Source organism: Necropsobacter massiliensis (genome assembly GCF_000827595.2).
Taxonomy (GTDB): domain Bacteria; phylum Pseudomonadota; class Gammaproteobacteria; order Enterobacterales; family Pasteurellaceae; genus Necropsobacter; species Necropsobacter massiliensis.
Genome location: NZ_LN776178.1, coordinates 337,008 through 357,268, shown reverse-complemented (window position 1 = coordinate 357,268; position 20,261 = coordinate 337,008). Strand labels below are relative to the sequence as shown.

Sequence of the window (20,261 nt, the reverse complement as noted above, 5' to 3'; positions counted from 1 at the left end):
TTAATCCATAAACAGCTGTAATCATAAAAGGCTTTGATATTTTTGCAACATTTCTTTTACTTCCGCCCGGCACGCCTCCAGCCAACGTTTTTTGCTCGCAGCAGGGACGGGGGCGTTCTTCTGTCGCAAGCAATATTGCGTTAACAACGGGTAATATCGCTCGCTTAACGACGCCCCCACCGCCCTTATCAAACGCCGAATTGCCGGCAATGCTGCGGCTAAAGTGCGGTGAAAATCAGCAAAGTTTCGCAGACTTTGCCAATCTTCTCGCCGCAGCGCCCAATCAAGCGGTTCAAACGAAAAACTGCTTGCCAACGGGTGAAAAGATAACCCGATATTACGCCGAAACTGCGCCTGTGCACGCTGGCAGAAATCCTCTCCCGCCGCAGTTAACGGGCGCACCGCAAGTGCCGAATAGCAACCGCTGCTGGCTTCCCGATGTTCACCGATATGCACCAACACAAAACCGCACTGCCGCCAAAATGCAGCCAACCACGGCGTATAGCCGAAGCTGACAGAAAGAAAATCCGCATCGCCTTGTTGTGCCAGTGCCTCAATCAACTGCTGTCCGATACCCTGCCGCTGCAAATGCGGCAGCACGGCAATACGGGAAATGCGCACGGATTTTAGACTACAAGCCGCCGTCAATCCGGTTTGCTGACACAGCATCTGCGCCGCCAGATTGCCTTTCGGACGCCGCACGCCGCGCTGAATATCGGCAATCAATGCCGCATCGCACATTTCCCCTTCTTCCACGCCCCACAGGCATCCAAGTAGCCCCTGTTCGGATTCCGCCTGCATAAACCGTTGCCGCGGCGCATCGAACAAACGGCGTAAATCCGAGGGTGAGGTTTTATAATGTGCCAAGGTCAACAAACCGTAAAAAGCACGGTAACGCTGCCGTTCAATAAGCTGCCCTCGGCTTAATCGGCAAATTGTGTAAGGATGCTCGGGCTGCAGTAACGGTTGTGCCACAGCATCTTCCGCGTCCAGCAGCAACAGCGCATCCATAAAGGGCTCGACACGATCATCCGTGCGCCAGCGCAACGGCTTATGTAAAGTCAAATGGCACCAAGTGCGGTCTATTTTTTGCATAAATTTCAGCAAAAATCCACGCCCGGTGCCTTCATAACTCTGCACCGTCGTGGTGCATAAAATATGCTTAAAGGCGCCAGTCAACACTTGCAGCAACGGCAGCGGGATCATCGCCGCCTCATCAATAATCAGCCACTGTTTAGCAAACCGCTGCGGCGCCTGTGTAATTTGCCGGCATAATTCATCGGGGGAGAGAAAAGGTAACGACGACCCCGCAAATTCGCACAAAATATTGACCGCACTTTTATTCGGCGCCGTCACTATCACATCCGTTAACCGAGCCGCCAGCATGCCAGCCAAGGCGGATTTACCGCGTCCGCGTTTTGCCGTCACCACGAAAATATCCGCCTGTGCGCTCAAAATGCGCGTCATCGCCGCCTGTTGTTCGTCCGTCGGCATAGGATTCTCTACGCACCGGCATATACGTGGCACGCTTAAATTAATGCATGGGTTGTCTTGCTGCCGATAAATCGGAAAACCGAAATCAACAATATGGCGCTGGAAAAAACGGATAAAATGCGGGGTGCAAATGCCGCCTGCCTCGCCGCTCCAACGTAGGCTGTCAAAATCAATCTGTTTTTCCAGCGCCTGCCAGCAATTAAAAATCAGCAACAACAATCCGCCAGCTGTTAGTCCGCCGCCAGCAATCGCCAGCGCATCCAGATTAATGCCATGACGCGCATCGTAAATGCTCAGAGCCGCTTCCTGCCCTAAACGGTTTCGCGCTTGCGCAAAGGGTACCATCAGATACGGGCAATTGAGTTGTAAGTGCGGTCGCTTTTCGGCATAAAAAAGCACCGCACTTTCGTCGCTTCGTTGGCAAAGCGCGCTAAGTTCCTGCGTTAACCATTCATCTTCGCCCACAAGCAGCGCAATCTGTCGAGCCAACAAGTTAAATTTTTTCCGCTAAATAAGGATCCGCAAAGCCCAGAGTGCACATAATTTCCGTCTCCAGCGCTTCCATTTCTTCCGCTTCAGCATCATCAATATGATCGTAACCGAGCAAATGCAAACTGCCGTGCACCACCATATGCGCCCAGTGCGCCATCAACGGTTTGCCCTGTTCCTGCGCCTCGCGCTCCACCACCTGACGGCAAATCACCAAATCGCCCAGCAACGGCAACACCACTTCCGGCGGACATTCAAAGGGAAAAGACAGCACATTAGTGGGGCGATCTTTACCGCGATAGGTTAGATTCAGTTGATGGCTTTCCGCCTCATCCACAATCCGCACGGTGATTTCAGGTTCTGTCTTTTCCGCCCGCACCGCTGCACTCGCCCATTGTTGGAACTGAGCGGCGGTTGGCAAATTTTCAGGTTTTTCACAGGCGATTTGTAAATCAATCATCACATTTTTCATGGCATTTCTCTGCTTACTCAAAATGGGCTTAGCATACCATTCAAACGCGATGAAGAATATTGATTTTTCCATTGCGCCGTATAACCCGCAGAATGAGAAATAATGTCTTATAAATCTGAAAATTAGATCACATTTTAGAAAAAAGCACAGGCTTTTCGGCAAAAAAAGATTTATTATTACCGCACTTTTTCGGTTTTTTGCGAAAAATGAATTTTTACACCGGAATTAAAATTAGGAGCTATTTCAATGTTTAAACAACTGCAACAAATAGGCAAAGCCTTTATGCTGCCTATTGCCATTCTGCCCGCCGCTGGGTTATTGCTGGGAATCGGCGGGGCGCTGTCTAATCAGGCAACCGTTCAGGCTTATCCGCTATTGGATCAAAATATACTGCAAAGCGTGTTTCAGTTAATGTCCGCCGCCGGCAGTGTGGTATTCGGCAATCTAGCGCTACTGCTGTGCATCGGGCTTGGTATCGGGCTGGCGAAACGGGATAAAGGTGTCGCCGCCCTCGCCGCGGTGGTCGGTTATTTGATTATGAGCGGTACTATTTCGGCGCTGATTCCGCTCTTCGCGCCCGATAGCAAAGGCATTGATACCGGTGTTATCGGCGCGCTGGTGATGGGATTAATCACCGTAAAGCTGCACAACAAGTATCATAATATTCAATTGCCGCAAGTGCTCGGCTTTTTTGGCGGTTCGCGATTCGTACCGATTATCACCGCATTCTGCGCGATTTTCGTCGGTGTGCTGTTTTTCCTGATTTGGCCGACATTTCAGGGCTGGCTGCTTGCCGCCGGCGAACGGATTGCCGCCATGGGCGAAATCGGCACCTTTTTCTACGGTTTTTTAATGCGGCTGAGCGGTGCCGTGGGACTGCACCATATGATTTATCCGCTGTTTTGGTACACCGAACTGGGCGGCACTGAAATCGTGAACGGCGAAACCATTGTCGGCGCACAAAAAATCTTTTTCGCCCAACTGGCGGATCCGATGCATCAGGGCTTATTCACCGAAGGCACACGTTTCTTTGCCGGACGTTTTGATACCATGATGTTCGGTTTACCCGCCGCGTGTCTTGCCATGTATCATGCCGTGCCGAAACCGCGTCGCAGCCAGATCGGCGGGCTATTTCTCGGTGCCGCGCTGACCTCTTTTATCACCGGCATTACCGAGCCTATCGAATTTATGTTTTTATTTGTCGCGCCTTGGCTTTATGTATTTCACGCCTTTTTGGACGGACTGTCTTTCTATATTGCCGATTTTCTGAATATCACCATCGGCAATACGTTCTCCGGCGGATTTATTGATTTTCTGTTGTTCGGCATTTTACAAGGCAACGAAAATACGCACTGGATTCGGGTGATTCTGGTCGGTATTCCTTGGGCGTTGTTGTATTATTTTTCGTTCCTGTTTTTAATCAAAACATGTAATGTGATGACGCCGGGGCGCGGCGACGAACAGCAAGAAAACACTCAACCGCAAACAACCTCACTGACAGAAAATGCCGGTAAAATCATTGCGGCGTTGGGGTCGGCAAATAATATCGAACACGTCGATGCCTGCATCACCCGTTTACGGGTTGCGGTGAAAGATATTAAAGCGGTGGACAAAGCCCGTTTAAAAGCGCTGGGGGCAATTGATGTGCTTGAAGTGGGCGGCGGCGTACAGGCGGTGTTCGGTGCTAAAGCAGTGCTATATAAAAGTGAAATCAATCAGCTATTAGGGCATGAGGATTGATATGATAAACCGAGGGAAGCCCGCGCTTCCCTTGTCTTTCGTGTTGTATTATTCCGTCTCCGCCAATTGCGCCTGTCGCTGCTGCGCCAGTGCTTGACGACGAACTTCCTCCTGTGCTTCCCAAGCATCATAGGCCCGCACCACTTTGGCAACCACCGGATGGCGCACAATATCTTGGCTGTCAAAATAATTGAAACTGAGCTCCGGCACATTTTCCAGCACGTCAATGGCATGGCGCAAACCGGATTTCTGACTACGCGGCAAATCAATCTGCGTAATATCGCCGGTGATCACCGCTTTAGAATTAAAACCAATACGAGTCAGAAACATTTTCATCTGTTCTACCGTAGTATTCTGGCTTTCGTCCAGAATAATAAAGCTGTCGTTCAGCGTGCGCCCGCGCATATAAGCCAGCGGTGCGATCTCAATCACATTGCGCTCCATCAGTTTCTGTACCTTCTCAAAACCGAGCATTTCAAACAGCGCATCATATAACGGGCGTAGATAGGGTTCGATTTTCTGCCCCAGATCACCGGGCAAAAAGCCCAGCTTTTCCCCCGCTTCCACCGCCGGGCGAGTGAGCAATATACGGCGGATTTCCTGCCGCTCCAGCGCCTCCACCGCAGCGGCAACGGCTAAAAAGGTTTTCCCGGTGCCGGCAGGTCCGATACCGAAGCTGATGTCATAGCGTAGAATATTATGCAGATACTGAATCTGATTCGGTCCACGCGGTTTAATTAAGCCACGTTTGGTTTTGATTGTCGTGCCGTACACCCGGCTCTCGTCGTGCTCCGCTTGCAACAGCATGCGGCTTTCCTGAATCGCTATATGCACATCGGACAAATCAATTTCTTTCACTTTGCCGCGGATCGGCGCAGTTTCCAAATATAGACGCTGAATTAATTTCGCCGCACCAGCGATTATCTCGGCATGATGCGGTTTTGCCTCATCGTCCTGCGATTGTACGGTAAACGTAAAATTGCGACGGGAAATAATCAGATTAAATGCTTTCTCAATCAATTGGATATTTTCATCAAACGCACCGCAAAGCGCTTGCAAACGCAGATTATCCTGCGGCTCGAGAGTAAATTCCTGACTTTCTGTTTGTGTCAAATCGTTATTCCTTTCTTCATTTCCAACGCCTGACCGGCGACGTTTCACCGTTCTTATTGTAAAAAAGTGCGGTGCAATTTGCTACTGTTTTAAACTCGAAAAAAATTCACCGCACTTCTCCAATATCGACTGACTCATGCCTGTTTTAAGCGACCGGCAAAACTTTGCACGAAATGTAGCATCAAATACCGATCCGACTCGGCCAGATCCGTTATCAGGCGGTGAATATGATGTGTCTGGTCGGACAAGCGAGGGCTGCTTTCTCCAATCAGATCGGCTACAGTACAGTTAAAAATTTCCGCTAGTTCAATCAACCTGACAGCATTGGGAATAATAATTCCGCGTTCCATGCGTGATACAGCTTCATTGCCAATCTCCAGTATTTCTGCCACTTGTTCCTGGGTAAATCCACTTTGCTGACGGTATTTTGCAATAGTTTTTCCGATGCGTTTATTGACTTCATTATGATTAAAATTAAGTTTCATACAGTCCTCCATTCAACGTTAATAGTGGAGCAATCAACTTATTTTATTAAGGACTTTTAAATACCATCAAACAACCTTTTAGGTTGTTTTTAATGCAATATGCTATATACTGACCTGTAACGATTCAGTATAAATCATTGCAAAAATTGTATGATTGAGATAGTTTCGTATTTATCTTACCACAACCCCAAGGAGCTCATCATGGCAAAAACTCTTGATATCATCAACAACCCGCTGACCAACAAAGGTACGGCCTTTACGCTGGAAGAACGCGCCCAATTAGGTTTGACCGGGCGCCTTCCGGCAGCAGTGGAAACGCTTGACCAACAAGTGACCAGAGCTTACAAACAACTATCAAGCTATGAAAAAGATATTGAAAAATATATCTTTTTAGATCAGCTGCATAACCGTAATGAAATACTGTATTATCGTTTGATTACTGATCATCTGGCGGAAATGTTGCCTATTGTCTATGATCCAACCGTCGGAGAAGCAATCAAAAAATGGAGTCGCGATTATCGCCGTTCGCGGGCGGTGTATTTGAACATAAATCGTCCTGAAGATATCAAAGCATCCTTTGAAACGTTAGGTCTTGACCCAGACGATGTGGATTTAATCGTTGTATCTGATGCGGAAGAAATTCTCGGTATTGGCGATTGGGGAGTTAACGGTACGGATATTTCTGTCGGTAAACTGGCGGTTTATACCGCAGCGGCGGGAATTGATCCTTCACGCGTCATCGCCGTCAATCTGGATGTAGGCACCGATAACGAGGCCTTATTAAATGATCCCGCCTATCTTGGCAACCGACACGCTCGTATTCGTGGTGAACGCTACGATCATTTGATTAATGAATATCTTAAAGTCGCTTCCGCTATGTTCCCGAATGCATTGCTGCATTTTGAAGATTTCGGTCCGTCTAACGCACGCCGTATCCTACAGCAAAACCGCGAAAAATACCGTATTTTTAACGATGATATGCAAGGTACAGGGGCAATCGTCATGGCAGCGGTAATTTCTGGTCTGAAAGTGACAAAACAGACTTTTGCCGATCAGCGTTTAGTGGTATATGGCGCAGGCACGGCAGGAACAGGAATGGCAGATCAAATCAGCGCAGCAATGGAACGCAACGGGTTGTCGCGTGAAGAAGCCAAAAAACGTGTCTGGTTAATTGATATCAATGGTCTGATCACCGATGATATGCCGCATCTGCCTGACTATCAGCAAGAATATGCTCGTCCGGCTGCCGAGGTCGCCGCTTGGCAAAAAGAAGACGGTAAAATTCGTCTGTTGGAAGTTGTTAAACAAGTAAAACCGACTATTCTGATTGGAACCTCTACCGATCATGGCGCCTTTAATGAGCAAGTCATCAAAGCTCTATGTGCCGGTGTAGCACGTCCGATTTTGTTACCGCTGTCTAATCCGACCGAAAAGATCGAAGTGATGCCGGAAGATGCTATACCATGGTCAAACGGCAAAGCGCTGATTGCCACCGGTATTCCAGTTGCACCGGTAAATTATCAGGGCACGCAATTTCATATCGGACAAGGCAATAATGCCTTGCTTTATCCGGGATTGGGATTAGGCGTGATCGTATCCGGTGCCAGACAAGTCACCGATGCCATGCTACTGGCAGCAGCCGAAGCGGTAGCAAGTCAAGTGAACCCACAGGATTTAGGTGCCTCATTGCTGCCGCCGGTAGATAATTTGCGGGCATCTTCCGCTACGGTTGCCGTTGCGGTAGCCAAACAGGCAACTGCCGACGGTGTGGCAACTAGACAGTCAGCAAACTGGGTACAAACCGTACAGGATGCTATGTGGCAACCATTATACCGCTGATAAATCCGAACCGTCCGTAATATTCGCGGACGGTTAATTTTTACGCTCAAATGTAATAGGAGATATAAAATGAAAAACTCCAGTTTATTTATCGCGGGGTTGCTGTCTCTGATCGGCGGTCTATTTGCCTGGTTCAATCCTTTCGCCGCTAGCTTAACGGTTGATCTGTTGGCTGGCTGGTTTTTTATTATTTCAGGCATCATTCTGCTTTATTTCGCTTTCTCCACTCTCAGTGGACAAGCAAAGTGGAGTGAGATTTTCATTGGCGTGGCTTATTTGCTGTTGGGATACTTTCTGGTTGCCCACCCGCTACAGGGCATTACGTCACTCACTCTATTAGTCGCTATACTCCTGCTGCTGACCGGTTTTTTCCGTCTTATCATAGCGCTTCGACGGCTAAGCGGTATAGTTCGGTGGATAATGATCGCCTCCGGTGCACTATCGCTACTGTTGGCCTGCATTATTTTTGCCAACTTTCCGGAATCAGCGGCTGTCACGCTGGGATTGTTGTTTGCAATTGAGTTGTTTTCCAACGGAATTTCGCTGTTGTGTTGGTCATCTTCTCATAAAATCTAAGAAAGAAGTGCGGTCGTTTTTTAAGGTATTTTTACGCAATAATCGCTATAATCCGCGCACTATTTTTATTACTTGGGAATACGTACCAAACGTGTAATCCCAATAAGTACAGGAGTAAAACCGGATTGAGTGCGTATGCAAATAAATTAAAAAATTTCTGTGGTGAAATTTACTGGCGCGAAACGGTGCTGTGTGCACCGGCAATCATTATTGTACTGGCGTTTAGCCTGGATTTGGATCCCACTTCCGCAGTGGTGGTTGTCGGCGCCGCTTTTTCCGTCGGATTCGGCGCCTCCAGAACATTTGCTGGCTATCGCTGGGGAGCCGTTATTGCCGCTACACTGGGTATGGCGCTGGCCGCCTTTGTCGGTTCACTGGCAAGTGAACACTCAATCTGGCTTCTACCCATAACAGCACTGTTAACCGCAGTTTGCGCATTGCTCACGGGTTACGACAATAATCTATGGTGGATCAGTTTACAGATCGTCGTCGCTTTTTTGGTTGCCAGCTATTATCCGCAATCATTAGATCCGGCATTATTGCGCGCCGAGCTGATTCTACTGGGGGGTGGAATACAGTTAATCGGTATGATGCTACTGTCGGCCTTAATACCGAAAAGTGCGCAACCTTTACCGGTTGCTGCTGCGACATCACTATCAAACGGTTTACTATTCCGTTTTATGTTTTGCGTTGTGATTGCAGTAATCAGTGCGTTGTTAATGGCCAAAGCAGCAGGAATTGCAAACGATTATTGGGCACCAATGACTGCCTTGCTAATTTTACGTCCCGCAGGAAATGTTACTCTGAATCGAGCCATTAACCGTTTGGTTGGCACGTTATTCGGCTGTGGGCTGGCTACAGTGATTATCTATCTGTTTCATGATGCGCTATTTATACTGTTAATCTGCCTGACCTTAACGGCTGCAGCCGCCTTTTCTATGCAAAAAGCGCATTACGCCTTATTAAGCAGTATGATTTCCGCAACGATTGTCTTTCTTATCGCACTCGGTTTCGGTGATCCGATTCAAACCACCGAACATCGTTTGATCGCCACCTTGCTCGGTGGTGCAACTGCCCTTGTAATGGGACGAATTTTCCGTTTATGACGGAATAGGCGGACAGCGAGCAAATCCGCCAAACCGAGTTAAACCATCATCTTACTAAAGAGGCTAACTTATGGCATTCTTAACCGCATTAGAAAGTGTACTTTCTATTATTCTCATTATCGCCCTGGGGTTTTATCTGCGACAACAAGGTTGGTTCGCAAATACCTTTGCTGCCAATCTTTCCCGACTAATTATGAATATCGCAATGCCGGCATCAATTTTCATCTCAGTATTAACATATCTGAACCGCGATAAATTATTGGCCTTATCGGACGGTCTATTTTACGGCATTATTTCTGTTGTGATCGGGTATTTGATTTCATGGCTAATGGTAAAAATTCTCCGTATCCGCCCCGGTCGCCGCGGAATTTTTATCAATACCATTGTAAACGCCAATACAATTTTTATCGGTTTACCGTTGAATATAGCGCTGTTCGGAGATATCAGTATGCCGTATTTTCTCGTGTATTATGTACTCAATACGGTTTCTACCTGGGCATTTGGAGCATTGTTGATCGCACACGACAGCAGCGAATCACAACTAGCAAGCCAGACGCAGGCATTTAACTGGAAAAAATTATTTCCAGCGCCACTAATCGGTTTTCTTATTTCTCTGCTATTTCTGCTAAGTAATATTCCAGTTCCGGCGTTTATCCATTCCTCGCTACAATATATCGGTGCAACGGTCACCCCATTATCGCTGATTTATATCGGGATTACTCTATGCGATGCCGGTCTGAAAAGCATCCGTTTTGACAAAGACACCGTCGCCGCACTGCTGGGTAAATTTATTCTCGCACCGCTAATCATGTTTGTATTAATCTTGTTTGGCCAGCATTGGCTACTATTGCCGCCGATAGAAGCTAAAACCCTTATCCTACAATCATCCGTCTCTGCGCTGGCAGTCTTACCAATTCTAGCCAACGAAGCAAAAGGTGATGTGCAGTTTGCCACTAATGTGGTTACCACTAGCACTATTTTATTTATGATTGTAGTACCGATTGTTGATGCATTGTTGCAATTTATGTAATACCTGACAACTTTACACGGCATCATAGCAGTTGGAAATCAGCTAAGAATTGATGCCTATACACCATAAAAAACCGCATAAACAATATGCGGTTTTTACAATTATTTCAGTTCCGGGAATAACATCGCGATGACATTTTGGGTTACCCGTCTGGATTGTCCGGCATAAGGGAAAATGTGCATCATCATCATCGGATTGAAATTCGCTTCAATTACGCCCCATGAGGCGAGATTCGGTTCAGCAGGTCGGGTCAGATCGGGAATAATGAGATCCACGCCACACACTGCCGCGCCCATAGCCTTGGTGATGCCCACGGCAAGCTGTTTGTAGCTGTCGTGCATTGCGTCGGTCATATCGATACTGTCACCGCCGGTGCTGATATTGGAATTGGCGCGCAGTTGTACCAATTGATCTTTTGCCGGGATACTGTCGATTGTCAGTCCCTGTTCTTTCAGCTGTAAGCGCTCAATATCGCCCAAGGCGATTTTTTTCAGCGGGGTACGGCTGCCGTCGCCGCGCAGTGGGTGATCGTTTTTCGCTGCCACCAGTTCCGCCACCGTATGGATGCCATCGCCGATAACATTGGCGGGAACACGCAGCAGCACCGCCAGCGTTTTATCACCGAGTACGAAAAAGCGGTATTCGGTGCCGACCAGATAATCTTCCACCATAATCTCTTTGTCTTCACGGAATGCGATTGCCACCGCTTGAGCAAAATCCTCGCGGTGCTGCACACCTTGCTGAAAAATAGTAATGCCTAAACCGTAATTAGTGGATTTTGGTTTAATCACTACTGCGCGCCGTTCAAACAGGCTATAGCTCGCCAGTGCTTGTTCCGCCGAGGTAAATTCCAAACTCTGCGGCACATTGAACCCGGACTTCGCCAACACTTTTTTGGTGACGACTTTATTTTCCATAATCAGCGGCGAGATATAGCTGTCATGAGAGGTCATATTGCCGTTTTTCACATACTCGATATGATCGCCGAATTGTAGGCAAAGGAATTGATCATGCTCGTCCAAAATCTCGGTTTTGATCCCTTTTTGAATCAAATCAAACAACAATGCCTGCGTGGATAATTCCATATTGTCAAAGGCGGAAAGTGCATAAAACCGCTCAAACGCCGCGGCTTTATAGCGTTGTGCCAACGCCGCACCGAGCTGTTGATAGCCCCCGTTTTGTTCCAGCGCCTGTACCACGCGCCCGCACAAGGTTTTATCCGGTGCGGCAAACTGTGCCAATTTTGCTTGCACGATTTCGACCGCACTTTGCTCTGCACCGATATCGTTCAACATGGTGATTAAGCGCTCGAGCAGCGCTTCGCCTTCTTCACGGTAGGCGGTTTCAGACAGCGGGTTTTCCCAAGCGACTTGCGCCAAACGTGCTTTGCCTAATTCCACCCCGGCTTGATCTGCGGTGTCATCCAGCCAGATCATCAGCAGCACAAAATAATGAATAAATTGTGCATCACGCAGACCGATGCCGTAAGGTTCGAAAGGATTCAGATCAAACAGGCGGAATTCCAGATACTGAATGCCGTTTTGCAGCAAATCGCGGGCTTTCTTCGCACCACGCAAACGCACATTGGAATAAAATTCTTTTTCGGCAATCAGTTTTCCGCTTTTCACCCAATGCTCTAAGGTTTCGACATATTTTTCCACGCTGTCAAACGAAACGACGATCTCCGGCGCATTCACATAACCGTAACGGCTGGAACGCAGGCTACGCACATATTGTCCTGGCTGTAGCGGCGAACCCTGTTTAAAATAATCGGCGTCTACCGTCGGCGTGGCGGACAGCAAATAAAGCAGTACCCATTGATAGCGCAGAAAATTCTTCGCCATTTTTAGATATAAATCGTTCTGAAAATCCACCGCACTTTGATAGCGATGTTGCAGTGCAAACAAGGTGTTGATCAGTTCGGGCGAAAGCTGAAAATTATAATGAATGCCGCTGACCATTTGTTTATTTTTGCCGTAAGATTGCACCAAATGCTCCCGATACGCCACATCTTCAGCATTATCCAGCTGTGCCACTTTAATTTGATCCGCCGGCGGCAAGCCTGCCGGCATACTGAACGGAAAAATATATTCATCTTCCGGCAAGGAACGCAACACCACTTCATGAATGGCGGACAGCCAGCGTAAACTGTCCTCAATATTGTTATTCGGCGGGGTTATCAATTCAAGCTGACTTTCGGCGAAATCGGTTTGAATATAAGGATGATAGGAACGGTTACCGAACACTTTTGGGTGCGCGCTGGTGACAATCGAACCGTCGCTGTGTACACGCTGACTTTCTTTTTCTATGCCGAACGAACCCTGCTGAAATAATAAGCCGAGGTGGTGCTGCTTAATTGCTTGTTGAATGTTCATAAGTATCCTTTTAATACTCATCATAAAGGGAATGCCCGTCTATTATTCGGGGTAATTCATGAAAAGACAAGTCGTCAATACATATCAATGCTGACGACTGCATGACGGGCAATTAGTGCTCTTCCCGGGCGTGATTAATGCTGTATTTTGGAATTTCGACCACTAAATCTTCTGTGCCGATTTTACATTGGCAGCTTAAACGGCTGTCCACTTCCAGCCCCCATGCTTTATCCAGCATATCATCTTCCTGATCACTGCTTTCGTTTAAACTGTCGAATCCTTCGCGGATAATTACATGGCAGGTAGTACAAGCACAAGATTTATCGCAGGCATGTTCAATTTCAACGCCGGCGTCCAGCGCCACATCCAGCAAGTTATCCCCTTCCGCTGCATCCACGACCATACCGTCCGGACACAGAGTTTCATGGGGTAAAAATACAACTTTAACCATAGTTTATTCCTTCAATTTCTCAATATCATCAATCGAATGACCGGATAAGGCGGCACGAATTGATTTATCCATACGACGCGCGGCGAACTCTTGCGTCGCCAGATCCAAGGCTTTAATACCTTGTTTGATCGCCAAACTGTCATCCTGCCGCTGCAATTGCTGCAACGAAACTAGCGCATTTTTAACCGCACTTAATTCCTCATCGTTGAGTAAATCTTCATCTTGGCGCAACGCCGCATACACACTTTCGATAACCCGCGCCGCTTCCACCCGCTGTTCTGCTAGCTGGCGCGCCTGAATATCCTGTTTGGCATTTTCCATTGAGGTTTTCAGCATATCGGTAATTTCATCATCGGTTAAACCGTAAGAGGGTTTCACCTGAATGGAGGATTGCACGCCAGTGGATTTTTCCATTGCCGTCACGCTCAATAAACCGTCCGCATCTACCTGATAGGTTACCCGAATATGCGCTGCGCCCGCTGCCATCGGCGGAATACCGCGTAGGGTAAAACGCGCCAGCGAACGGCAATCGTCCACCATCTCGCGCTCGCCCTGCACGATATGCACCGACATTGCGGTTTGACCGTCTTTAAAAGTGGTAAATTCCTGGGCACGGGCAACAGGAATGGTGGTATTGCGCGGAATAATTTTCTCCACCAGCCCGCCCATGGTTTCAATTCCCAGCGACAGTGGAATCACATCCAGCAACAGCATTTCCGCCTCCGGCTTATTGCCGACCAGGATATCCGCTTGAATCGCGGCACCGAGCGCCACCACTTTATCGGGGTCAATGGTAGTTAGGGGCGGGCGTTGGAAAAATGCCTGCACTTGCTCACGCACATAAGGCACGCGGGTCGAGCCGCCGACCATCACCACTTCACGTACTTCTGTCGCGCTGACACCGGCATCTTTTAAGGCTCGGCGACAAGCCATTAAAGAACGTTTAACCAGCGGCTCAATCAGTTGATTAAATTGCGTGACGGACAGTTCCTCCGACCAATCTTTAAATCGAATCATCGTTTTCTGTGCCGAACTTAACCGCACTTTAGCCTGACTTGCCGTTTCGATTAACTGACGCTGCTGCTGTGCATCGTCAATGCCGACGCCGGATTGTTGCACGATCCAATCGGCAATAAGGTGATCAAAATCATCACCGCCTAAAGCTGTATCTCCGCCGGTCGCCAACACTTCAAATACGCCCTTAGACAAACGCAACACGGAAATATCAAAGGTGCCGCCACCCAAATCGTAAACCGCAATCACGCCTTCCTGCCCGCTGTCCAGCCCATAGGCAATCGCTGCCGCCGTCGGTTCGTTCAGCAAACGTAGGACATTTAATCCGGCTAACTTTGCCGCATCTTTGGTGCTTTGCCGCTGCGCGTCATCAAAATAGGCGGGCACGGTAATTACCGCGCCGGCTAATTCGCCACCCAACCGCTGTTCGGCAAGTGCGGTCAGTTTTTTTAGAATTTCTGCCGAAACTTCAACCGGACTAATCAATCCCTGCGAAGTGTGAAACAGCGGTAATCCGTTTTCCGTCTGCGCGAATGTATAAGGCAGGTTCGGATAACGCTGTTGCACATCCGCCAGAGAACGCCCCATTAAGCGTTTGACCGAAATAATCGTATTGCGCGGGTCTTGACTTGCCAACGCGGCGGCATCATACCCCACGCTGACGGTTTGATTCGGTTGAAAATTGACGATTGAGGGAGTCAGCGGGCGTTCTTGTTCATCGGCTAAAATTTCCGTCATTCCGTTACGTACTGTTGCGACCAGTGAATTGGTCGTGCCTAAATCAATGCCGACCGCGCGCTTTTGTTGATGCGGAGCCGCGCTCTGGCCGGGTTCGGCGATTTGCAGTAGTGCCATGAGTAGTTTCTCTATATAATTCTTATGTATTAATCCGTGTTAGTCTGCGTATTATAATGATTTTTGCCGTTAAGGCATCAGAACGCCGCGTCTTCCAGCAATTTTTCTTCGATCCGCTCAATTTCCGCCGTCAGCTTCCGAATAAAACGCAACCGGTCGGTCAATAAGCGCCCCTGTTGCCAGTCTTTTGCAGTAAGTGCGCCGGAAAGTTCGCTTAAAATGGCATCTTCTGCCTGTGCGATCTGTTGTGAAAACACCGCCAGCTGCGCACTATCCTGTTGCTGCTCGATGCTTTCCAGCTGTTCGCGCCATTCCATTTGCTGTAGCAGAAACGCCATATCGTGATTGGTCTGCTGCTCGTTTTGCACTTCGCCAAGTGCCAGGGCAATCATGCTGTCGGCGCGCGAAACGGGGTCTTTCAAAACCTGTAGCGCATCATTGACTTCCGCTGATTTCTGCATTGCTAGACGCTGTTCCTGCGTGCTGCGGTTAGCGAAATTATCCGGATGCAGCGATTTTTGCAGCGCCAGATAACGCTGCGTAAGGAGATTGCGGTCAAGTTCAAAATCAACTGGCAGATCAAATAATGCGAATGGATTGCTCATGCCTTTCACCTGCCTATACGTTAAAACTTTCGCCACAACCACATTGATCTTTTACATTCGGATTGGTGAACTTAAATCCTTCATTCAGCCCTTCTTTCACAAAATCAAGCTGGGTGCCGTCCAGATACACCAGACTTTTGCTATCTACAATCACTTTAACACCGTTATTGTCAAACACGTGATCGTCCTCATTCAGACTATCGACGAACTCCAGCACATACGCCAGCCCTGAACAACCGGAAGTTTTGATGCCTAAACGCAATCCGATACCCTTGCCGCGATTAGTCAAAAAGGTTTTTACCCGATTCGCCGCACTGTCGGTTAATGTGATCGCCATAATATTCTCCAAATAGAAGGTAAAAATGATGACGCGCGCCCTGATGCGCGCGTATCAGAATAATCAATTACTCGCCTTTTTTCGCTTTATAGTCTGCGATTGCCGCTTTAATGGCGTCTTCCGCTAAAATAGAACAGTGAATTTTAACCGGCGGTAATTCCAGTTCTTCTGCAATCTGGCTGTTTTTAATGCCTTGCGCCTCATCCAGTGATTTGCCTTTCACCCATTCGGTGATTAGGGAACTGGAGGCGATGGCAGAACCGCAGCCGTAGGTTTTGAATTTCGCGTCTTCAATAATGCCGCTGTCATTCACTTTAATCTGTAACTGCATGACATCTCCACAGGCCGGCGCGCCGACCATACCGGTGCCGATATCCGCCGCTTTTTTATCAAACGAACCGACATTACGCGGATTTTCATAATGGTCGATCACTTTATCACTGTATGCCATATTTTCTTCCTTTCCTACATTTAAAATAGTTGTCTGTTTATCAAAAACAATAAGCCGAGTAACAATGCTCGCATGCCGCGAATATAAGGCGGCATGGGAGGACAAAATACTAATGGTGCGTCCACTCGATTGAGCTTAAATCGACGCCTTCTTTATACATATCCCACAACGGTGATAATTCACGTAATTTTTGCACCGCACTTTTCACTAGATTAATGGTGTAATCAATTTCTTCCTGCGTGGTATAACGCCCAAGCGTAAAGCGGATCGAACTGTGTGCTAGTTCGTCGTTCAGCCCGAGCGCACGTAGCACATAAGAAGGTTCCAGACTTGCCGAGGTACAGGCCGAACCGGAAGAAACGGCAATATCGCGCAGCGCCATCATCAGACTTTCGCCTTCCACATAGTTAAAACTGATGTTCAGATTATTGTCTACTCGATGTTCCATTGAACCGTTCACATAGGTTTCTTCAATGTCTTTCAATCCTTGATATAAACGGTCACGCAACGCTTTCAGGCGCGGCATTTCGGTCGCCATTTCTTCCTTACAGATACGATAAGCCTCGCCCATACCGACAATTTGATGCACCGGTAAAGTGCCGGAACGCATACCGCGTTCATGACCGCCGCCGTGGATAATCGCTTCCAGACGGATACGCGGTTTGCGACGCACATATAAGGCGCCGATTCCTTTCGGTCCATACAGTTTATGGCTGGACATGGACATTAAATCCACTTTCAGCTGCGCTAAATTAATCGGCAATTTCCCTACGCTCTGAGTGGCATCCACATGAAAAACCACGCGCCGTTCACGACAGATTTCGCCGATACGTTCAATATCCTGAATTACGCCAATTTCATTATTCACGTGCATAATGGAAACTAAAATAGTGTCGTCACGAATCGCCGCACTTAATTCGTCCAAATCAATCAAACCGTCTGACTGCGGGCTTAAATAGGTCACTTCAAAGCCTTCGCGCTCCAACTGACGACAGGTATCCAGCACCGCTTTGTGTTCAGTTTTGCAGGTAATGATATGTTTACCCTTGGTTTGGTAAAAGTGCGCCGCGCCTTTCAGCGCCAGATTATCCGCTTCCGTCGCACCGGACGTAAACACAATTTCCCGGCTGTCTGCACCGATCAGATCGGCAATATGATTACGCGCCACATCCACCGCTTCTTCCGCCTGCCAGCCGAATTTGTGCGAGCGCGACGCCGGGTTACCGAAAGTGCCGTCAATGGTTAAATAATCCATCATTTTTTTTGCCACACGTTCATCCACCGGGCAAGTCGCCGCATAATCTAAATAAATGGGTAATTTCATTATCAACTCCTAAAAACGCTTTATTTTTTTACCGCTCTTTTTATAAGGCTATTCGTTAATCATCACTAAATTGTCAAAATCCCGATGCGATTGTACATGCTTACCATGATGCTGATTCACCAGCTCCGCCAAGGTGATATCGTTGAGAAAATCTTCGATGCGACGACTGAGCTGATCCCACAAAGAATGCGTCAAACATTGCTGCCCGCCCTGACAATCACCTTGCCCCAAACAACGGGTCACTGAAATATTTTCATTAACCGCTGCGATGATCATGCCGATGGAAATTGCATCGGCGGACAATCCCAACTGATAACCGCCGCCCGGACCGCGCACACTTTTGACCAAACCGTGACGACGCAATTTAGCAAATAGCTGTTCCAAATAAGAAAGGGAAATATGCTGTCTCTCCGAAATATCGGCCAGACTGACAGGACCGTTTTCAGCGTTCAAGGCAATATCTAAAATTGCGGTTACGGCATAACGACCTTTGGATGTTAATTTCATCTTCTGCTTTCCTTCTTATAAATCAATGGCGATATCTTACATAACCAACCAAATTAGTCAACTATTATACCGCCTTATTTAAGCTTTTTTTCCACCGCACTTAGCATACCATGCACAATATTCAGCTCGCTTTTTTCAATTTCCGCACGTTGATACAAACGCCGTAATTTTTGCATAACACCTTGATTCTGAATAAAACCTAATCGACGGTAAAGCTGTTCAGTATGGCTGAAAAAATATTCCAGCTCCTGCGCATCCGGATAGATATTCTCTATCGCAGAAAGTGGGGCTGACTGTGGTGAATGGCAAGCGGCGCGCCATGCCATTCTTAGCTCATAGGCAACCAATTGCACCGCCATAGCCAGATTCAGCGATGAATAATCGGGATTAGCCGGAATCGTCAAGTGATAGCGACATTTCAGCAGCTCGTCGTTGGTCAGCCCGCTTCGTTCACGCCCGAACACAATTGCGGTTTTTCCTTGCCGCGCATGTGAAATCGCTTTGTCGGCGCATTCACGCGGTTCAATCAAGGGATTTTGCACGTGACGCAATCGCGCACTGGTGCCAATCACTAAAGAGCAATCCGCGATGGCGTCGTCAAAATGCTGCACGCTCACCGCATTATTAACCACATCTTCTGCACCAGCGGCCAAGGCGAGCGCCTGCTCATCGACGGGCTGTTTTGGTGCCACCAAAAACAAATGCGTCAAGCCCATCGTTTTCATCGCCCGCGCCGCAGAGCCGATATTACCGCTGTGCGAGGTTTCCACCAGCACGATCCTGATATTTTCCAGCATAATTAATTATTATATTATCTGACTTCAACTTGTGGATATTCTATCACAATACCCTTTAAATTTAGTCAGGAATTTTAAAATTTTCTGTAAGTTCTCGCTTTTCGGTGAAAAAATCACTATAATCTGCGCTTTCAATTGTTCTTTAAAATCTGGTGGAAATCTATGAATCCAATGTTAAATATCGCCATTCGTGCGGCACGAAGAGCGGGCAATATTATTGCTAAAGGTTATGAACGCCGCGATGACATCCAAACCCTGAGCAAAGGCAAAAACGACTTTGTCACGAATATTGATAAAGCTTCCGAAACGGCTATTATTGAAGTCATTAAAAAATCCTATCCCGAGCACACTATTATTACCGAAGAAAGCGGCGCACTGGAAGGTAAAGACAGCGATATACAATGGATTATCGACCCACTGGATGGCACCACAAACTTTATTAAAGGTTTACCGCACTTTTCTGTTTCTATCGCTATCCGCGTAAAAGGCCGCACCGAAGTGGGCGTGGTTTATGATCCGATGCGCAACGAATTATTCACCGCAGTACGTGGCGAAGGAGCGAAACTCAATGAATTACGCCTGCGTGTTGATAACAAACGCGAATTACAGGGTAGCGTATTAGTCACCGGTTTTCCGTTTAAAAAATCAACATTAATGCCACTGCACTTTGCCATGATGAACAGCCTTATCAGCGAAGTCGCCGATTTCCGCCGCACCGGTTCTGCCGCGCTGGATTTATGCTACGTTGCCGCAGGTCGGGTAGACGGTTATTTTGAAATGGGTGTGAAAGCGTGGGATATTGCCGCCGGTGATTTAATTGCACGCGAAGCCGGCAGCCTAGTATGTGATTTCCACGGCGGACACAGCTACCTCACCGCCGGTCACATCGTCGCCGCACCGCCGCGTTTACTGAAAGAAATCCTCACCAAAATCCAGCCTTGCCTTGGTACGGATTTTAAAGGGTAAAATCGCTCGATTGTAAAAACATGCTTTTTTAAATGCTGAGTAATGTATGTTATTCAGCATTTTTCTATCACATTCAAAAAGATATTCCAGCCTAAATCTGCACAATAGAAAGCACAACAACGTATAAAATGCAGAGGCTATACACTACCACTTTCTAAGTAACCTTTTCTATCCAGATCAAAAAAACGTTAAATTAATAAAAATGTTAATTGTGTTCTTGATGAAAAGCTTTACT

General features: G+C 47.6%; 19 protein-coding genes. 6 read left to right on the top strand and 13 right to left on the bottom strand.

Going from position 1 to position 20,261, the window contains the following annotated elements; translation table 11 throughout:
- Positions 1-21: 21 nt before the first annotated feature.
- Positions 22-1,983 carry a tRNA(Met) cytidine acetyltransferase TmcA gene (locus BN3349_RS01755; protein ID WP_040975635.1) on the bottom strand — a complete coding sequence of 654 codons (1,962 nt, stop codon included), beginning with the start codon at positions 1,981-1,983 and terminating at the stop codon, positions 22-24.
- Positions 1,984-1,987: 4 nt separating this feature from the next.
- Positions 1,988-2,455: an rRNA maturation RNase YbeY gene (gene ybeY, locus BN3349_RS01750; RefSeq protein WP_040975564.1), complete on the bottom strand. Its 468-nt coding sequence runs from the start codon at positions 2,453-2,455 to the stop codon at positions 1,988-1,990.
- Positions 2,456-2,701: 246 nt separating this feature from the next.
- On the opposite strand from ybeY, the gene BN3349_RS01745 reads away from it, so the two are divergent.
- Positions 2,702-4,195: a PTS transporter subunit EIIC gene (locus BN3349_RS01745; protein ID WP_040975563.1), complete on the top strand. Its 1,494-nt coding sequence runs from the start codon at positions 2,702-2,704 to the stop codon at positions 4,193-4,195.
- A gap of 48 nt (positions 4,196-4,243) precedes the next feature.
- Here BN3349_RS01745 and BN3349_RS01740 read toward each other — a convergent pair whose 3' ends face one another.
- Together BN3349_RS01740 and BN3349_RS01735 are read right to left on the bottom strand one after the other, a co-directional pair.
- On the bottom strand, positions 4,244-5,308 hold the full coding sequence (locus BN3349_RS01740) for a PhoH family protein (protein ID WP_040975562.1): 1,065 nt from the start codon (positions 5,306-5,308) through the stop codon (positions 4,244-4,246).
- Between the two features lie 134 nt (positions 5,309-5,442).
- Positions 5,443-5,793: a helix-turn-helix domain-containing protein gene (locus BN3349_RS01735; RefSeq protein WP_040975561.1), complete on the bottom strand. Its 351-nt coding sequence runs from the start codon at positions 5,791-5,793 to the stop codon at positions 5,443-5,445.
- A 201-nt stretch (positions 5,794-5,994) separates the two neighbouring features.
- On the opposite strand from BN3349_RS01735, the gene BN3349_RS01730 reads away from it, so the two are divergent.
- The 4 genes from BN3349_RS01730 (at position 5,995) to BN3349_RS01715 (ending at position 10,344) form a co-directional block, all read left to right on the top strand.
- Positions 5,995-7,632 (top strand): NAD-dependent malic enzyme, encoded by a 1,638-nt coding sequence (locus BN3349_RS01730; RefSeq protein WP_040975560.1) that lies wholly within the window; start codon positions 5,995-5,997, stop codon positions 7,630-7,632.
- Positions 7,633-7,701: 69 nt separating this feature from the next.
- Positions 7,702-8,208, top strand: coding sequence for an HdeD family acid-resistance protein (locus BN3349_RS01725; RefSeq protein WP_040975559.1), 507 nt, complete (start codon positions 7,702-7,704; stop codon positions 8,206-8,208).
- 125 nt (positions 8,209-8,333) lie between these two features.
- Positions 8,334-9,314 carry an FUSC family protein gene (locus BN3349_RS01720; RefSeq protein ID WP_040975558.1) on the top strand — a complete coding sequence of 327 codons (981 nt, stop codon included), beginning with the start codon at positions 8,334-8,336 and terminating at the stop codon, positions 9,312-9,314.
- A gap of 70 nt (positions 9,315-9,384) precedes the next feature.
- Positions 9,385-10,344 carry an AEC family transporter gene (locus BN3349_RS01715; protein ID WP_040975557.1) on the top strand — a complete coding sequence of 320 codons (960 nt, stop codon included), beginning with the start codon at positions 9,385-9,387 and terminating at the stop codon, positions 10,342-10,344.
- Positions 10,345-10,445: 101 nt separating this feature from the next.
- Here the strand turns inward: BN3349_RS01715 and gshAB are convergent, their stop codons facing one another.
- From gshAB to trmJ, 9 genes are all read right to left on the bottom strand, one after another.
- Positions 10,446-12,719: a bifunctional glutamate--cysteine ligase GshA/glutathione synthetase GshB gene (gshAB, locus tag BN3349_RS01710; protein ID WP_040975556.1), complete on the bottom strand. Its 2,274-nt coding sequence runs from the start codon at positions 12,717-12,719 to the stop codon at positions 10,446-10,448.
- 112 nt (positions 12,720-12,831) lie between these two features.
- Positions 12,832-13,170 carry an ISC system 2Fe-2S type ferredoxin gene (gene fdx, locus BN3349_RS01705; RefSeq protein WP_040975555.1) on the bottom strand — a complete coding sequence of 113 codons (339 nt, stop codon included), beginning with the start codon at positions 13,168-13,170 and terminating at the stop codon, positions 12,832-12,834.
- Positions 13,171-13,173: 3 nt separating this feature from the next.
- Positions 13,174-15,039, bottom strand: a complete 1,866-nt coding sequence (gene hscA / locus BN3349_RS01700; protein ID WP_040975554.1) for a Fe-S protein assembly chaperone HscA — start codon at positions 15,037-15,039, stop codon at positions 13,174-13,176.
- Positions 15,040-15,116: 77 nt separating this feature from the next.
- Complete coding sequence (hscB, locus tag BN3349_RS01695) at positions 15,117-15,644, bottom strand: Fe-S protein assembly co-chaperone HscB (RefSeq protein WP_040975553.1); 528 nt, start codon at positions 15,642-15,644, stop codon at positions 15,117-15,119.
- A gap of 13 nt (positions 15,645-15,657) precedes the next feature.
- Positions 15,658-15,981, bottom strand: coding sequence for an iron-sulfur cluster assembly protein IscA (gene iscA, locus BN3349_RS01690; protein ID WP_040975552.1), 324 nt, complete (start codon positions 15,979-15,981; stop codon positions 15,658-15,660).
- Between the two features lie 67 nt (positions 15,982-16,048).
- Positions 16,049-16,432 (bottom strand): Fe-S cluster assembly scaffold IscU, encoded by a 384-nt coding sequence (gene iscU, locus BN3349_RS01685; protein WP_032091856.1) that lies wholly within the window; start codon positions 16,430-16,432, stop codon positions 16,049-16,051.
- 109 nt (positions 16,433-16,541) lie between these two features.
- Positions 16,542-17,756: an IscS subfamily cysteine desulfurase gene (locus BN3349_RS01680; RefSeq protein WP_040975551.1), complete on the bottom strand. Its 1,215-nt coding sequence runs from the start codon at positions 17,754-17,756 to the stop codon at positions 16,542-16,544.
- Between the two features lie 48 nt (positions 17,757-17,804).
- On the bottom strand, positions 17,805-18,263 hold the full coding sequence (gene iscR / locus BN3349_RS01675; protein WP_040975550.1) for a Fe-S cluster assembly transcriptional regulator IscR: 459 nt from the start codon (positions 18,261-18,263) through the stop codon (positions 17,805-17,807).
- A gap of 74 nt (positions 18,264-18,337) precedes the next feature.
- Positions 18,338-19,060: a tRNA (cytosine(32)/uridine(32)-2'-O)-methyltransferase TrmJ gene (trmJ, locus tag BN3349_RS01670; protein ID WP_040975549.1), complete on the bottom strand. Its 723-nt coding sequence runs from the start codon at positions 19,058-19,060 to the stop codon at positions 18,338-18,340.
- 162 nt (positions 19,061-19,222) lie between these two features.
- On the opposite strand from trmJ, the gene suhB reads away from it, so the two are divergent.
- A complete protein-coding gene (gene suhB / locus BN3349_RS01665) occupies positions 19,223-20,026 on the top strand; it encodes an inositol-1-monophosphatase (RefSeq protein ID WP_040975548.1) in 804 nt (267 codons plus the stop codon).
- Positions 20,027-20,261: the final 235 nt, after the last annotated feature.

What these genes read in the sequence shown, in the direction of transcription:
- ybeY (WP_040975564.1), bottom strand. Translation starts at nt 2,455, where the DNA reads ATGAAAAATGTGATGATTGATTTACAAATCGCCTGTGAAAAACCTGAA.
- BN3349_RS01745 (WP_040975563.1), top strand. Translation starts at nt 2,702, where the DNA reads ATGTTTAAACAACTGCAACAAATAGGCAAAGCCTTTATGCTGCCTATT.
- BN3349_RS01735 (WP_040975561.1), bottom strand. Translation starts at nt 5,793, where the DNA reads ATGAAACTTAATTTTAATCATAATGAAGTCAATAAACGCATCGGAAAA.
- BN3349_RS01730 (WP_040975560.1), top strand. Translation starts at nt 5,995, where the DNA reads ATGGCAAAAACTCTTGATATCATCAACAACCCGCTGACCAACAAAGGT.
- BN3349_RS01725 (WP_040975559.1), top strand. Translation starts at nt 7,702, where the DNA reads ATGAAAAACTCCAGTTTATTTATCGCGGGGTTGCTGTCTCTGATCGGC.
- BN3349_RS01715 (WP_040975557.1), top strand. Translation starts at nt 9,385, where the DNA reads ATGGCATTCTTAACCGCATTAGAAAGTGTACTTTCTATTATTCTCATT.
- gshAB (WP_040975556.1), bottom strand. Translation starts at nt 12,719, where the DNA reads ATGAACATTCAACAAGCAATTAAGCAGCACCACCTCGGCTTATTATTT.
- fdx (WP_040975555.1), bottom strand. Translation starts at nt 13,170, where the DNA reads ATGGTTAAAGTTGTATTTTTACCCCATGAAACTCTGTGTCCGGACGGT.
- hscA (WP_040975554.1), bottom strand. Translation starts at nt 15,039, where the DNA reads ATGGCACTACTGCAAATCGCCGAACCCGGCCAGAGCGCGGCTCCGCAT.
- hscB (WP_040975553.1), bottom strand. Translation starts at nt 15,644, where the DNA reads ATGAGCAATCCATTCGCATTATTTGATCTGCCAGTTGATTTTGAACTT.
- iscA (WP_040975552.1), bottom strand. Translation starts at nt 15,981, where the DNA reads ATGGCGATCACATTAACCGACAGTGCGGCGAATCGGGTAAAAACCTTT.
- iscU (WP_032091856.1), bottom strand. Translation starts at nt 16,432, where the DNA reads ATGGCATACAGTGATAAAGTGATCGACCATTATGAAAATCCGCGTAAT.
- BN3349_RS01680 (WP_040975551.1), bottom strand. Translation starts at nt 17,756, where the DNA reads ATGAAATTACCCATTTATTTAGATTATGCGGCGACTTGCCCGGTGGAT.
- iscR (WP_040975550.1), bottom strand. Translation starts at nt 18,263, where the DNA reads ATGAAATTAACATCCAAAGGTCGTTATGCCGTAACCGCAATTTTAGAT.
- trmJ (WP_040975549.1), bottom strand. Translation starts at nt 19,060, where the DNA reads ATGCTGGAAAATATCAGGATCGTGCTGGTGGAAACCTCGCACAGCGGT.
- suhB (WP_040975548.1), top strand. Translation starts at nt 19,223, where the DNA reads ATGAATCCAATGTTAAATATCGCCATTCGTGCGGCACGAAGAGCGGGC.